The 13,628-nt window shown below is 67.5% G+C and carries 14 protein-coding genes; 5 read left to right on the top strand and 9 right to left on the bottom strand.

The genetic code is table 11. From position 1 onward, the window contains the following. The 7 genes from ASF71_RS09625 to pgm all read right to left on the bottom strand — a co-directional run. Positions 1-97, bottom strand: a 97-nt coding sequence (locus ASF71_RS09625; protein ID WP_200939688.1) for a GTP-binding protein, incomplete at its 3' end; no start/stop codon positions are given. A gap of 306 nt (positions 98-403) precedes the next feature. Continuing rightward, positions 404-823: a hypothetical protein gene (locus tag ASF71_RS09620; RefSeq protein ID WP_056298752.1), complete on the bottom strand. Its 420-nt coding sequence runs from the start codon at positions 821-823 to the stop codon at positions 404-406. A 114-nt stretch (positions 824-937) separates the two neighbouring features. Continuing rightward, positions 938-3,031 (bottom strand): elongation factor G, encoded by a 2,094-nt coding sequence (gene fusA, locus ASF71_RS09615; protein WP_056298748.1) that lies wholly within the window; start codon positions 3,029-3,031, stop codon positions 938-940. Between the two features lie 262 nt (positions 3,032-3,293). Beyond that, positions 3,294-3,764: a 30S ribosomal protein S7 gene (rpsG, locus tag ASF71_RS09610; RefSeq protein ID WP_014686002.1), complete on the bottom strand. Its 471-nt coding sequence runs from the start codon at positions 3,762-3,764 to the stop codon at positions 3,294-3,296. Between the two features lie 125 nt (positions 3,765-3,889). Beyond that, entirely contained in the window at positions 3,890-4,288 is a 399-nt protein-coding gene (gene rpsL / locus ASF71_RS09605) for a 30S ribosomal protein S12 (protein ID WP_056298746.1), read from the bottom strand. 270 nt (positions 4,289-4,558) lie between these two features. Further along, positions 4,559-5,035, bottom strand: a complete 477-nt coding sequence (locus ASF71_RS09600; protein ID WP_235514296.1) for a hypothetical protein — start codon at positions 5,033-5,035, stop codon at positions 4,559-4,561. Next, positions 5,032-6,672, bottom strand: a complete 1,641-nt coding sequence (gene pgm / locus ASF71_RS09595; RefSeq protein WP_056298744.1) for a phosphoglucomutase (alpha-D-glucose-1,6-bisphosphate-dependent) — start codon at positions 6,670-6,672, stop codon at positions 5,032-5,034. The genes ASF71_RS09600 and pgm overlap by 4 nt, the downstream gene beginning before the upstream one ends. 317 nt (positions 6,673-6,989) lie before the next feature. On the opposite strand from pgm, the gene glpX reads away from it, so the two are divergent. Continuing rightward, the gene (gene glpX, locus ASF71_RS09590; RefSeq protein WP_056298741.1) at positions 6,990-7,991 is read left to right on the top strand and encodes a class II fructose-bisphosphatase; all 1,002 of its coding nucleotides are present in this window, start codon (positions 6,990-6,992) and stop codon (positions 7,989-7,991) included. 58 nt (positions 7,992-8,049) lie between these two features. Here glpX and treS read toward each other — a convergent pair whose 3' ends face one another. Both treS and ASF71_RS09580 read right to left on the bottom strand, forming a co-directional pair. Next, entirely contained in the window at positions 8,050-9,708 is a 1,659-nt protein-coding gene (gene treS, locus ASF71_RS09585; protein ID WP_056298737.1) for a maltose alpha-D-glucosyltransferase, read from the bottom strand. 10 nt (positions 9,709-9,718) lie between these two features. Beyond that, positions 9,719-10,171, bottom strand: a complete 453-nt coding sequence (locus ASF71_RS09580; protein WP_056298735.1) for a hypothetical protein — start codon at positions 10,169-10,171, stop codon at positions 9,719-9,721. 68 nt (positions 10,172-10,239) lie between these two features. Here ASF71_RS09580 and ASF71_RS09575 point away from each other — a divergent pair, with 68 nt between their 5' ends. The 4 genes from ASF71_RS09575 (at position 10,240) to ASF71_RS09560 (ending at position 13,610) form a co-directional block, all read left to right on the top strand. Then, positions 10,240-11,316, top strand: a complete 1,077-nt coding sequence (locus ASF71_RS09575; RefSeq protein WP_056298731.1) for a GTP-binding protein — start codon at positions 10,240-10,242, stop codon at positions 11,314-11,316. 68 nt (positions 11,317-11,384) lie between these two features. Beyond that, the gene (gene rpmB, locus ASF71_RS09570; protein WP_056298728.1) at positions 11,385-11,630 is read left to right on the top strand and encodes a 50S ribosomal protein L28; all 246 of its coding nucleotides are present in this window, start codon (positions 11,385-11,387) and stop codon (positions 11,628-11,630) included. Further along, positions 11,627-12,526 carry a metal ABC transporter solute-binding protein, Zn/Mn family gene (locus ASF71_RS09565; protein ID WP_056298724.1) on the top strand — a complete coding sequence of 300 codons (900 nt, stop codon included), beginning with the start codon at positions 11,627-11,629 and terminating at the stop codon, positions 12,524-12,526. Before rpmB ends, ASF71_RS09565 begins: the two co-directional genes overlap by 4 nt. 100 nt (positions 12,527-12,626) lie before the next feature. Beyond that, a complete protein-coding gene (locus ASF71_RS09560) occupies positions 12,627-13,610 on the top strand; it encodes an iron-siderophore ABC transporter substrate-binding protein (protein WP_235514295.1) in 984 nt (327 codons plus the stop codon). Positions 13,611-13,628 lie beyond the last annotated feature (18 nt).

The following is a 13,628-nucleotide window of genomic DNA, read 5'->3' as shown; positions in this document are numbered from 1 at the left end:
TGATGGCGGCCGTCAGGGTGGTCTTGCCGTGATCGACGTGCCCGATGGTGCCCACGTTCACGTGCGGCTTCGTGCGCTCAAACGTTCCTTTTGCCATGATTCTAACTCCCTCCAAGAGGTGGACCTGCACGCAAAAGCGCCCCTTTGATCGGGCTTCCCCCGCGCATACCGCAGGGTTTTGGTGGCAATCCACATTGGGTTGATTCTCGCCAGGGCAGTGTCCCGCCGGACTGGCACGTTGCGCCGCGTTTAGAGCCGCGCACCGACTTGTCAGGGTACCCTAAATTCGCCGCGAGAGCAAGTGCGTCGGGTGTCCGCCTCTCCCCTACCCGCTCTCCTAGAAAAGCAGCAAGCCACGTAGATGCCCGTAACGGACATCTACGTGGCCCTCAGAAACTATGACTCAGCGGTTCAGGTACGCCTGCACGTCGCGGTCGAAGACACCGATCAGCATGACGATGCCGAGCACCGTGCCGATGGGAAAGACCAGCAGACTCAGGACTGCAATGACGATGCTCGAGACCCGCCCCCAGCGCTTGCCGTCGAGGACAGCTTGCCGGGTCAACGCCAGCCACAGCACGAGAAGTGCGGTGACGACGAAGGTGGTCCACAGCACTGCGTTGAGCTGTTCGGGCGTGAGCTGCACTGCCGGCGTCCCGGTCAGGCGGCTGTACTCCAGCAGCGTGTCGTTGAGGGTACCACCGGAAAAGGGCACCGTGAGCAGCGAGATGGCCCAGTAGATCAGCCCAATTAGGAGGGGCACATTCAGAAAGGACAAGCGGGTGGGCCGGGGCAGGCCGGGTTTGGGGACAGGCACGGTCATCCTGCCCAGCGTAGCGTCCAGCGGCCGGGCCCCTGTCCCCCCATAAACGAATCGCCCCCGGCACGGTGGCCAGGGGCGTTCGGTGAGGGCAGGTACAAATCCTGCCCGCCGGAATTACTTCTTCATCAGGCCCTGAGCGATGTTGTTCGGGACTTGGCTGTAGTGGTCGAAGAACATCGAGTAGCTGGCGCGGCCCTGGGTCATTGAGCGCATGTCGGTCGCGTAACCGAACATCTCGCTCAAGGGCACGAAGGCGCGCACGATCTGGGCATTGCCACGCGCTTCCATGCCCTGGATCTGGCCACGGCGGCTGTTCAGGTCGCCGATGATGTCGCCCATGAAGTCGTCAGGCACGGTGACTTCGACGCGCATCACAGGTTCCAGGATGGCGGGGCCACCCTTCTGGACGGCTTCCTTGAGGGCCATGCTGCCGGCGATCTTGAACGCCATTTCCGAGGAGTCCACTTCGTGGTAGCTGCCGTCGTACAGGCTGACCTTCATATCCACGACCGGGAAGCCCAGCATGGGGCCGCTCTGCATGGCTTCTTCGATGCCCTTCTGGGCCGGCCCGATGAACTCGCGGGGCACGGTCCCGCCGACCACGCTGTTCTCGAAGATGAAGCCCGCACCGGGCTCCAGCGGCTCGACCTTGATCTTCACGTGACCGAACTGACCACGGCCACCCGACTGACGCACGAACTTGCCTTCCACGTCGGCCGGCTTGGTGATGGTTTCACGGTAGGCTACCTGGGGCGCACCCACGTTGGCTTCGACCTTGTACTCACGCTTGAGGCGGTCCACCAGGATTTCCAGGTGCAGCTCGCCCATGCCCGAGATCGTGGTCTGACCCGACTCCTGGTCGGACTCGACGCGGAAGGTGGGGTCTTCTTCGGCGAGCTTCTGGAGGCCCACGCCCATCTTTTCCTGGTCGGCCTTGGTCTTGGGCTCAATGGCGAGCTTGATGACCGGCTCGGGCACATCGATGCTCTCGAGCAGCACGTGGTCATCGCCGTCACCGATCAGGGTGTTGCCGGTGCCCGCGTCCTTCAGGCCGATCACGGCGCCGAGTTCGCCGGCCTTCAGCTCGGTCACTTCTTCGCGGCTGTTGGCGTGCATCTTCAGCAGACGGCCCACGCGCTCACGCTTATCCTTGCTGGCGTTGTACACGTAGCTGCCCGAATGCATGGTGCCCGAGTAGATGCGCACGAAGGTCAGGCGGCCCACGTAGGGGTCGGCCATGATCTTGAACGCCAGACCGGCCAGCTTGCCTTCGGGGTCGGCGGGGAACTCGCGGGTTTCCTCGCTGTCTTCCAGGGTGCCGCGAATGGCGGGCACTTCCAGAGGGCTAGGCAGGTAGTCGATCACGGCGTCGAGCAAAAGCTGCACGCCCTTGTTCTTCAGGGCGCTGCCACACAGCACCGGGAAGATCTTCTTCTCGATGGTGCCCTTGCGGATGGCGGCGACGAGTTCCTCGACGGTGGGTTCTTCGCCCTCCAGGAACTTCATCATCACGTCTTCGTCGACCTCGGCCGCGGCCTCGATCAGCTGAGCACGCATCTCGCGCACCTTGTCCATGTACTGCTCGGGGATGTCGCTCTCGGTGATGTCGGTGCCGAGGTCGTTGGTGTAGGTGTGCGCGCGCAGACGAACGAGGTCGATGATGCCCTTGAAGTCGCTTTCCTGACCCATCGGGTACTGGATGGGGGCAGGAATCGCGCCGAGGCGCTCCTTGATGTCATTCAGCACGAGCTCGAAGCTGGCGCCGGTCTTGTCCATCTTGTTCGAGAACGCGATGCGGGGCACACCGTAGCGGTCGGCCTGACGCCACACGGTCTCGGACTGGGGCTCGACGCCCTGGCTGGAGTCGAACACGGCGACGGCGCCGTCGAGCACGCGCATGCTGCGTTCCACTTCGATGGTGAAGTCCACGTGGCCGGGCGTGTCGATAATGTTGACGACGTATTCCTGGTCGGTGCCGCTGCGCTTCCACTTGGCGGTGGTGGCGGCCGCCGTGATGGTGATGCCGCGCTCGCGCTCCTGCTCCATCCAGTCCATGGTCGCTGCGCCGTCGTGCACTTCGCCGATGTTGTGGGTGCGGCCGGTGTAGTACAGGATGCGCTCGGTGGTGGTGGTCTTGCCGGCGTCAATGTGCGCGGCGATCCCGATATTGCGGAAGTGGGTCAGATAACTTTGGGCTTTGGTGGTCATAGGACTCCCTGATTCTGCCGGGTGAAGTGTCTCTTCACCGTCAGTTCTGCACGGTAGGCCGGCGCTTGTGGACGTGAGTTGGACGGCAGGGGATTCCTACCGTCCGTTTCCGAGAAGTCCGCAGTTCAGGCGGCAAATTCCGTTCCATGACGCGGCGGATGAAACTGCCGCTGTATTTCACGGAACTTGCCGTGTGCCCTTCTCGGTCTGCTCAGGTCCCCGGACTCGCTGGAACGAACGCAGCGGACCCTCTCGCCGGGGATTACCAGCGGTAGTGCGCGTAGGCGCGGTTGGCTTCCGCCATGCGCTCCACGTCGTCTTTCTTCTTGATGGCGCCGCCACGGCCCTGCGCGGCGTCCATAATTTCGCCGGCGAGACGCTCGATGGCGGTGCGTTCGGGACGGCCGTCCACAGCGCCGATCATCCAGCGCAGGGTCAGGCTCTGCTGACGGCGGGGGCCGACTTCAACAGGCACCTGGTAGGTGCTGCCGCCGACGCGGCGGCTGCGCACTTCCACGCGGGGCTTGACGTTGTCGTAGGCCTGCTTGAAGACCTTGAGGGGCTCCTGGCCGGTCTTGTCCTGAACGAGGCGCATGGCCCCGTAGAAGATGCGGCTGGCGAGGTTCTTCTTGCCGTCTTCCATGATGCGGTTGATGATCGCGCTGACCAGCACGTCCTGGTAAACCAGGTCCGGCTGGACGGGGCGCACTTCTGCTTGGCGGCGACGTGCCATGGTGGACTCCTTGAAGCGCCCTTCTCTAGGCGCGGATATGTAAGTGCATTGGCATCACCCCTCGGGGCGCGGCCTTCCCAGCGTGGACATGGGGGCCACAGGGCACCCCACGCGCGGCGCGGGGGTTACTTCTTCTTGGCAGCGGCGGCGCCGGCCTTGGGCTTCTTGGTGCCGTACTTGGACCGGCTCTTGTTGCGGTCCTTCACGCCCTGGGTGTCCAGGCTGCCGCGCACGATGTGGTAGCGCACGCCGGGAAGATCCTTCACACGGCCGCCACGGATCAGCACGACGCTGTGCTCCTGGAGGTTGTGGCCTTCACCGGGGATGTAGGCGGTCACTTCGAAGCCGCTGCTGAGACGCACGCGGGCGATCTTACGCAGCGCCGAGTTGGGCTTCTTGGGGGTGGTGGTCTTGACGACCGTGCACACGCCGCGGCGGAAGGGGCTACCCTTGAGGGCCGGAACCTTGCTCTTCTTCTGAAGGACCGTGCGGCCCTTGCGGAGCAGTTGCTGGGTGGTGGGCAGAGGAAATCACTCCTGTCTTTCTGAATTCCCTGGCCGAGCCGTCATGGGGCGCGGTCAGGGTAGGGCCGCCCACACGTATGGGGCGGACGAGGGCTGGCTGTGAACGGCACCCGCCGGTGAGGGCGGAGCGGAGATGATCGGCGCGCGGCGCGCAGGACTCTGGGGATGGGCCGCGAACCTGCCGATGGACACGTCCCTGGTGCAGCCCTGGACCGGGACAGTGTTCAACCTTCGCAGTTTACCCCACTTGCGACAAGCGGCGCAAGGCGTTCAGGCACCGGCCGGCTCCGCCACGCGCGCCTCGCCGTCGGGGCCGACCCACAGGCGCGCGGCACCGAAACGCACCGGCAAGGTGAGGGTCGTCAGGTACTCCTGCAGGGGACCCGGCACCTCATCCAGGGTCAGGGGTGTACGCGGCGCGGCCACAAGGCGGTAGTGCCCTGGCTGGTCGGGCAGGGCGTCGTACACGTAGGCCCCCCGGCGTTGCGGCGGCGTGAGGTGCTCGTCGAAACCGCCAGCCAGGGCATTGGGCGGCTCGGCCTCGGGACGGGTATCGAGCCAGACGTGCAGGGTTTCGAGCTGTTCCTCGGAGGCCAGGGCCGCTGCCGGCACAGTGGGATCGCCGGCCGCCAGAAACTGCGCGAGCTGACCTTCACGGTCGGCGGCGAACCAGTCGAACTCCACGTCCCGGATCTCCTCGCGGGTCAGGGGGGTGTGGGTACCGGGAAGATGCCCGGGGCGGCTCAAGTCGCGCTCCCGCCCAGCAGCGCCGCCGAGACGACCTCGCGGGCCTCTTCCATGACCTGCTTCAGGTGGTCCTCGCCCCGGAAGCTCTCAGCGTAGATCTTGTACACGTCCTCGGTGCCGCTGGGCCGGGCGGCGAACCACGCCTGGTCGGTCGTGACCTTTAGGCCACCGATAGGCTCGCCGTTGCCGGGCGCGCGGGTCAGGCGCGCGGTGATGGGGTCGCCGCCCAGCGTGGTCGCCGTGACCTGTTCGGGGCTGAGATTGCCCAGGATTTTCTTCTGCTCGGCGTTGGCGGGGGCGTCCTGGCGGTCGTAGGCCGTCTCGCCGTAGCGCGCGGTGAGGTCAGCGAAGCGCTGTGAGGGCGTCTTGCCGGTCTTGGCGGTCATCTCGGCGGCGAGCAGGCCGGGAATCAGGCCGTCCTTGTCGGTGCTCCAGGCGCGGCCGTCCTGACGCAGGAAGCTCGCGCCGGCCGACTCCTCGCCGCCGAAGCCGAAGGCGCCGCTCTGCAGGCCCTCGACGAAGTATTTGAAACCCACCGGCACCTCGACGACCTGACGGCCGATGCCCGCCCCCACCCGGTCAATCAGGGCACTGGAGACGAGGGTCTTGCCGATGGCAGCGTCCACGCGCCAGCCGGGACGGTTCTGGAACAGGTACTCGATCATGACCGCGAGGTAGTGGTTGGGATTCATCAGGCCGCTCTGGGTCACGATGCCGTGGCGGTCGGCGTCGGGATCGTTGCCGATCGCCACGTCGAAGTCGTCCTTGAGGCGCAGCAGGCCCGCCATTGCGTAGGGGCTGGAGCAGTCCATACGAATCTTGCCGTCGCGGTCTACGCTCATGAACGCGAAGCGCGGGTCCACGACCTCGTTCACGATGTGCAGGTTCAGGCCGTAGCGCGCCTGGATGGCCTCCCACACCGGCAGGCTCGCGCCGCCCAGCGGGTCGACGCCGATCTTCACGCCGCTCTGCTTGATGGCGTCCAGGTCGATGACCTGCGGCAGCCCCTCGACATAGGGGGTGATGAAGTCGAAGGGGTCCAGCGCGGCCATCGCGTCGGCCAGGGGAACCCGCTTTACGCCCCTCAATCCGTCCGCGAGCAGGTCGTTGGCGCGGGCCTGTACGACTTTGGTCACGTCGGTGTCGGCGGGACCGCCCGAGGGGGGGTTGTACTTGAAGCCGCCGTCCTGCGGGGGGTTGTGGCTGGGCGTGATGACGATGCCGTCGGCCGTCCCCGTGCCCAGCGCGTTGTGCTCGAGGATCGCGTGGCTGATCAATGGCGTGGGCGTGAAGGTGCCGGGTTGAGCACGGACCTTCACGCCGTTGGCCACGAGGACCTGGATGGCCGTCATCCAGGCGGGTTCGGAGAGGGCGTGGGTGTCCAGACCCATGTACAGCGGTCCGGTGATGCCCGCCCCGGCGCGGTGCTCGGCGACAGCCTGCGCGACCGCCAGGATGTGCGCCTCGTTGAAGCTGCCGTTGCCGGAGGTGCCCCGGTGCCCACTGGTCCCGAAGGCCACGCGCTGCGCCGGGGCAGCCGGGTCGGGGCGCAGTTCGTAGTACTGGGCCACCAGCCGGGGGATGTTGGTCAGCAGGCGTTGGGGAGCGGGTTTACCGGCCAGGTCGCTGAGGGTCATGCCCCAGTGTACGCACCCTCCCGCCGCCCTGGGCGCGGCGTGTTCAGTCACGTTTTCTTGAGGTCCGGCCCTGCTACCCTGTGGGCCATGCGCGAATTCCTGAACGACTGGTGGCGGCTGATCAAGCTGACGGCCGTCACGCTGGCGATTCCGGTGGTGCTGTGGCTGGTGCTCGTCTGGGCCGGCGTCCTGCGCTGAGGAATTGAGTTCCGCCGCGCCGCACCAAACCCCGTCTCCCGGCCCCGTTCCCCCGGGCGGTGACGCCCCTGGAAGTGCTCCCAGACGTAACCGGCCCTGGGCGCGTGTTACGGTCGGGCATGACCAAACGGCCGAGGGGCGAGGGTTTGACGCAGAGTTTCGAGCACGCACTGGTGTTGCCGACCGCGCGCGTCACTGAGGAAGCAGCGCTGGCCGCCAGCAGGTTCATGGGCCTGGGCGACAAGAACGCCGTGGACGGCGCAGGCACCGAGGCGATGCGCGAGGTCCTGAATACCCTGGACATCCGGGGCACGGTGGTGATCGGCGAGGGCGAGATGGACGAAGCGCCCATGCTGTACATCGGGGAACAGGTCGGCAGCGGCCAGTACGAGGTGGACATCGCCGTGGACCCGGTCGAGGGCACGGTGGTCACGGCCAAAGGCCTGCCCAACGGCCTGGCCGTCATTGCCCTGAGCGAGCGCGGCGGCCTGATGCACGCCCCCGACTGCTACATGGAGAAACTGATCGTGCCGCCGCCCGCCGCCGGCCGCGTGAACCTCGACTGGCCGGTCGAGGCCAACCTGCATGTGCTCGCCCAGGCCCTAGACCGCGACGTGGAAGACCTGATGATCACCATTCTGGACCGCGAACGGCACGAAGGCCTGATCCAGCGGGTGCGGGCGGCGGGCGCGCGGGTCAAACTCATCGGCGACGGCGACGTGGTCGCGGGGCTGGCCGTTGGCGTGCGGGGCACCGGGGTCCACGCGCTGATGGGCTCGGGCGGCGCGCCCGAGGGCGTGCTGTCGGCGGCGGCCTGCAAGTGCCTGGGCGCCGAGATCCAGGGCCGCTTCATCGCGGAGGACGACGCCATGCGTGAGCGCTTCGCCGCGATGGGCGTGGACGAGCACCGGATCTACAAGACGGCCGATCTCGCCCCCGGCGAGCAGATGGTGTTCAGCGCCACCGGCATCACCTATGGTGAACTCTTGAGCGGCGTGCGGCGCTTCGCCGGCGGGGCGCGGACGCACACGCTGGTCATGGGGTATGCGACTCGGGTGGTCCGGTTCCTCGACTCGGTCCACCTTGAGGACGACAGTGCGCGGGTGACGATCCGGGTGTAAGTGATGACAGAGGTTGGTCCGAGTGTGACGTTCTCGGGCCAACCTTTATCTCCTGGCCTCAGTTCAGCCGCAGCCAGTAGTAGTCGTATTTACCCATCGTCAGCGCATAGGGCGCTTCGGTGATCGCCGGGAAGGGACTGGCCCCCGACAGCGTGACCGGCGTGCGGTGGGCATACGCCGAGAGGTCCAGGGTGACCGACTGCGCATTGCTCGCAAAGTTGCTCACGATGAGCAGGGTCTCGTCGGGCGTGGTGCGGGTGAAGGCCAGCACGGCCGGGTTGCTCGTGTCCACGAATTTCAGCTCGCCGTGCGCGAAGGCGGGGTGGCGGCGGCGCAGCTCAAGCTGGCGGGCAGTCCACTTCAGCAGACTGCTGGGGTCCTGCTCCTGACTCTGGACATTCACGCGTGAGTAGCCGTACACCGGGTCGCTGACCGGCGGGAAGAAGCAGTCGGTGGGCGCAGCCGTCGAGAACCCGCCGCTGGTGCCAGCGTTCCACTGCATCGGGGTGCGCACGCCGTTGCGGTCGGCCAGACCCAGGTCGTCGCCCATGCCGATCTCGTCGCCATAGTACAGGATCGGGCTGCCCGGCAGCGCCAGCAACACGGTGTTCAGCAGTTCGACGCGGCGGCGGTCGTTGTCGAGCAGCGGCGAGAGGCGGCGGCGGATGCCCACGTTGATCCTCATGCGCGGATCGGGCGCGTAGGCCGCGTACATGAACCCGCGTTCCTCGTCGCTGACCATCTCCAGCGTCAGCTCGTCGTGGTTGCGCAGGAAGGTCGCCCACTGCCCGAAGCTGGGAATGGCAGGCAGGCGGTCCATGATCTCGCGGATGCTCGTCGTGTCCTCGCGTTTGAGGCTCATGTAGAGCCGGGGCATGACCGGAAAGTTAAAGCACATGTGGAACTCGGGGTCCTGCTCGGTCCCGAAATACTCCACGACCTCCTCGGGCCACTGGTTGGCCTCGGCCAGCAGCAGGCGGCCGGGGTAGTGCTCGTCGACCAGGCGACGCATCTTCTTCAGGATGTCGTGCGTCTCGGGCAGGTTCTCGCAGTTTGTGCCCTCGCGCTCGATGAGGTAGGGCACGGCGTCCACCCGGAAGCCGTCGATGCCGAGGTCGAGCCAGAAGCGCGCCGCCGCGAGCAGTTCTTCGGTCACGCGCGGGTTGTCGTAGTTCAGGTCCGGCTGGCTGGAGAAGAAGCGGTGCCAGAAGAATTTGCCCACTTGGTCGTCATAGGTCCAGTTGCTCGTCTCGGTGTCGGTGAAGATGATGCGCGCGCCCGCGTATTCGGTGCCGGTCTCGCTCCAGACATAGTAGTCGTGGTACTCGTTGGGCGAGCCGTCGGGCAGGGTCGGCCCCCGGCGCGCCGCCTGGAACCAGGGATGGTCGCTGGAGGTGTGGTTGGTCACGAGGTCGGCCACAACCCGCAGCCCGCGCGCGTGCGCCTCGCGCAGAAAGACCTTGAAGTCGTCGAGTGTGCCCAGGTCCGGGTGAATGCCCTGGTAGTCGGCCACGTCGTAGCCGTCGTCGCGCAGCGGGCTGGGAAAGAAGGGCAGCAGCCACAGGCAGTCCACGCCGAGATTCTTGAGGTAGTCGAGGTGCGAGGTCAGACCCGGAAAGTCGCCTTTGCCGTCGCCGTTGCCGTCCGAGAAGGTGCGGACGGACAGTTCGTAGAACACGGCGCTCTTGTACCACTCGGGCGCGGAGGTTTGCGTCATGTCCCGCAGTCTACGGGGCCGGGGCTGAGGCCAGGGTGGGGCCACCATAAACGTCTGGGCGGCCAGAGGGGGTCCACAGGTGGGCCCTCAGGTCCCGGCGCGCGGCCGTCCAGGCCGGCAGGGCGCGGCGCACCGGGGCAGGCAGGGCATGCGTGCTGAGCTGGCTGCGGCGCCAGTCCGGGGCGCGCAGCCGGCACAGCTCCGCCTCGTGACGGAGGATCAGAGGCAGGGCGAGTGCACGGCCCTGTTCGCGGCTGACCTGCTCGCCGCCCAGCCAGAAGTGCCCGGTGCGGCGCTCGAATCGCAGTTCTCCCTGCGGAAGATCGGCGCTCAGGCCCGCGCTGTGCAGGCGCAACCGGCCGCGCGCGTACACGCTGCTGCCTTCCTGCGCCGGCCGGCGAACGTAGCCCAGCCGCGCCAGGTCGCCCGCGCGGGCATCGACACCGAGGAGCCAGAACTGCACCGTCAGGGGGCAGGAGGAAACGATATGGAGCCTTGTCTTATTAATGATAATAGATTATCGTTACCGTCATGACCAGTCCTGCCCCATCTGCACCGGCCACGCCGCCGACCCGCTCCGTGCCCATCACCGTGCTGTGCGGCTTTCTGGGGGCGGGAAAGACCACGCTGCTCAACCACCTGCTGACCCAGGCCGGCGGCCTGAAGGTCGCCGTAATCGTCAACGAGTTCGGGGCCGTGAACGTGGACGCCTCGCTGGTCGTCAGGACCGACGAGCAGACCATCGAACTCAGCAACGGCTGCATCTGCTGCACGCTGCGCGGCGACCTGCTGTACGCCGTGGACGAGCTGCTGCGCACCCGCGACCTCGACGCCATCTTGATCGAGTCCACCGGCATCGGGGAGCCTCTGCCCATCGCCCAGAGCTTTTGCCTGACCCCCGAGGAACTGGAACTGGCCCCCGAGGCCGGGCAGCCCGAGTTGCCGAACCTGCTGGGGCGCGTGCACGTGGACGCGATGGTGACGGTGGTGGACAGCGCGCAGTTCTTCACGCTGTGGAACCGCACCGACGAGATCCCGGGCGACGATTTCGGGCGCGGCTTCGGGGAACTGCTGGCCGAGCAGATCGAGTTCGCCGACCTCGTGGTGCTGAACAAGCTCGACCTCGCCGCGGCGGAGGACGTGCAGTCGCTGCGCGAACTCGTGCGCATCACCAACCCGCGCGCCCGCGTGCTAGAGGCCACGCGCGGCCGCCTGGAGGTGGCCGAGGTGCTGAATGTGGGGCTGTTCGACATGGACGCCGCCTCTCAGCTCGACGCCTGGGTGGCCGAGCTGGAAAAGGAACACACCCCCGAGTCGGAGACCTACGGCCTGGGCACGCACATCTACCGCGCGGCGCGGCCCTTCGACCCGGAGCGCCTGCACGCCATGCTCGCGGGGGGCCTGCCCCACAGCGTCATCCGCTCGAAGGGCTGGGTCAACCTCGGGGACGGCGTGGCGACGCTGTGGAACCACACCGGGCGCCAGCTCGCGCTGGAGCAGGCCGGCACCTGGCACCGCCCCGAAGATGCCTTCAGCGAGGTGGTCTTCATCGGACGCGACCTCGACAGCCCAGCCCTCGACCGGCTGCTGGGCGGCGCGCTGGCCTGACAACGGTGGCCGCGAACATTGCCCGAAGGACACACATCTCCTCTCGAATATGATAAGGATAAATCAGTATGAGCCGTGAATGTTACCTGACTGGAAAAAAGAACATGGTGGTGAACAGCGTGACCCGCCGGGGCAAGGCGCGCGCGCAGGGCGGTGTAGGCCGCAAGACCACCGGCATCACCAAGCGCGTGCAGAAGGCCAACCTGCACAAGAAGACCATTCGCGAGGACGGCGTGACCAAGAGGGTGTGGCTGAGCGCCGCCGCTCTGCGCACGCTGGAGAAGGGGACCCACCAGGGCGTGGAACTCGCATGAGGCGGCTCCTGACGCTGGCCCTGCTCGCGGCGGCGGGCGGTGCCCAGGCCGCCCCCCTTCAGGTCAGCGCCACGACCACCATCATCGCGGATTTCGTGAAGGCGGTGGGCGGCGCCCGCGTGAACGTGAACGTGGTCGTGCCCGCCGGGGCCGACGCCCACACCTTTCAGCCGACGACCGGGGCCATCCGCAGCCTCGCGGGCAGCAAAGCACTGTTCACCAACGGCGCGGGCCTGGAAGCCTGGCTGCCCCGGCTGACCGCCTCGGCGCCTGGCGTGCCGGTGCGGCCCCTGACGGCGGGCCTGAACCTGCGCGCCGCCCCCGAGGAGGCCGGTGAGGACCATGGTCACGGCGACGACCACGGCGCCCAGGACCCCCACGCCTGGTGGGACCCCACACTGGCCGCCGGCTACGTGAAAAACGCCCAGGCCGCCCTGAGCGCGCTGGACCCGGCCGGCAAGGCGACCTACGCCAACAACGCCGCCGCCTACATCAAGGGGCTGCAGGCTGCCGATGCCTATGCCAAGAAGCAGTTCGCGACCCTGAGCACAGCCCAGAAGCGGATCGTGACGAACCACGACGCCCTGCACTACCTCGCCGCGCACTATGGCCTGACAGTCGTGGGCACGGTCATTCCGGGCCTGAGCACCGAGCGCGAGCCGAGCGCCCGTGAGGTCGCTGCGCTCGTGCAGGCCGTGAAGAAGAGCGGCGCACGGGTCATCTTCACCGAGAATACGGTCAACGCCCGCCTCGCCCAGACGCTCGCCCGCGAGACCGGCGCCCGCGTGGCCCCGCCGCTGTACACCGACGCTCTGGGACCGAAGGGCTCGGCCGGCGACACCTACCTGAAGGCCCTGCGCGCCAACGTGGCCGCGATGGTGGGCGCCCTGAAGTAGGCCCCGCACACCCCGCCCCCGCCCGACTGCCGCGCCTCCCTCCCCAGGGCGCGCGGCTTTTTCATGCCTTTTTTCCGTGTTCCCGTGTTCAAGGAGACCCATGCGCCGCTTTGCCTCTGCCCTCACCCTAACCCTCTGCGCCCTGCTGCCGGCCGCCTCGGCTGCTACCAGCACCGCCGCGACCACGCGGGCGGCCTTTCCCGTCACCGTCACACACGCGCTGGGTCAGACCACCCTCCCTGCCCGGCCCGTGCGTGTGGTCGCGCTGGGGCCGCACGCCCTGGACCTGCTGCTCTCGCTCGGCGTGCAGCCGGTGGGCTACGGCGAGGCCGCGCAGCTCGGGGTCAAGGCCTTCGGTTCACCCATCCGGCAGATCAACTACCTGGGCAGCCGGATCACGTCGGCGCCGCTGTACGTGGGCGACCGCTTCAAACCCAATCTGGAACTGCTCGCCGGTCTGAAGCCCGACCTGATCGTGGGCGAGGACTATGCCTCAGCGGCGTATCCAGCCCTGAACCGCGTGGCTCCCACGCTGCTGTTTACCGGCACCCACAGCGGCGACTGGCAGAAATCCCTGCCGGCGCTGGCCCGCGCCCTGGGCCGCGAGGACCGCGCCGCCGCCGTGCTGACCCGCAGCCGCGCCCTGCTGAAAGGTGCGCGCGGGGCACTGGCGCCCTGGGCGGGGCAGCGCGCCCTGGTGGTCTGGAACTCGGGCGGCCAGAACCGCGAGCTGTACACCGTGCTGGGGCCGAAGGACTGGACCGGTGGCCTGATTCAGGACCTGGGTTTCCGGCTGGCCCTGCCCGGCGCCCCCGACCCCGCGCTGACCGAAGGCTACCGCGCCCTGAGCGTCGAGGCGCTCGGAGCCCTGGACCCGGACGTGGTCTTCGTGGTCGCCTCGAGCACGAACACGCCGGCCCGCGCGGCGAGTGACTGGAAGGCCAGTGCCCTCGCGGGGCGGCTGCGGGCCAGCCGCGCCGGCCGGGTGTATTTCGTGCCCATCCAGCTTATGGGCCGGATTCGCGGCCCGGTCGCCACCGAACTCGCCGCGCGCGAGGTGCGCCGGCAGCTCGGCGCCCGCTGAGGCGCGCTATCCTGTCCT

Source organism: Deinococcus sp. Leaf326 (assembly GCF_001424185.1).
Classification (GTDB): Bacteria; Deinococcota; Deinococci; order Deinococcales; family Deinococcaceae; genus Deinococcus.
The sequence above is the reverse complement of the archived record's forward strand: the minus strand, read 5'-3'. Positions and strand labels throughout refer to the sequence as shown.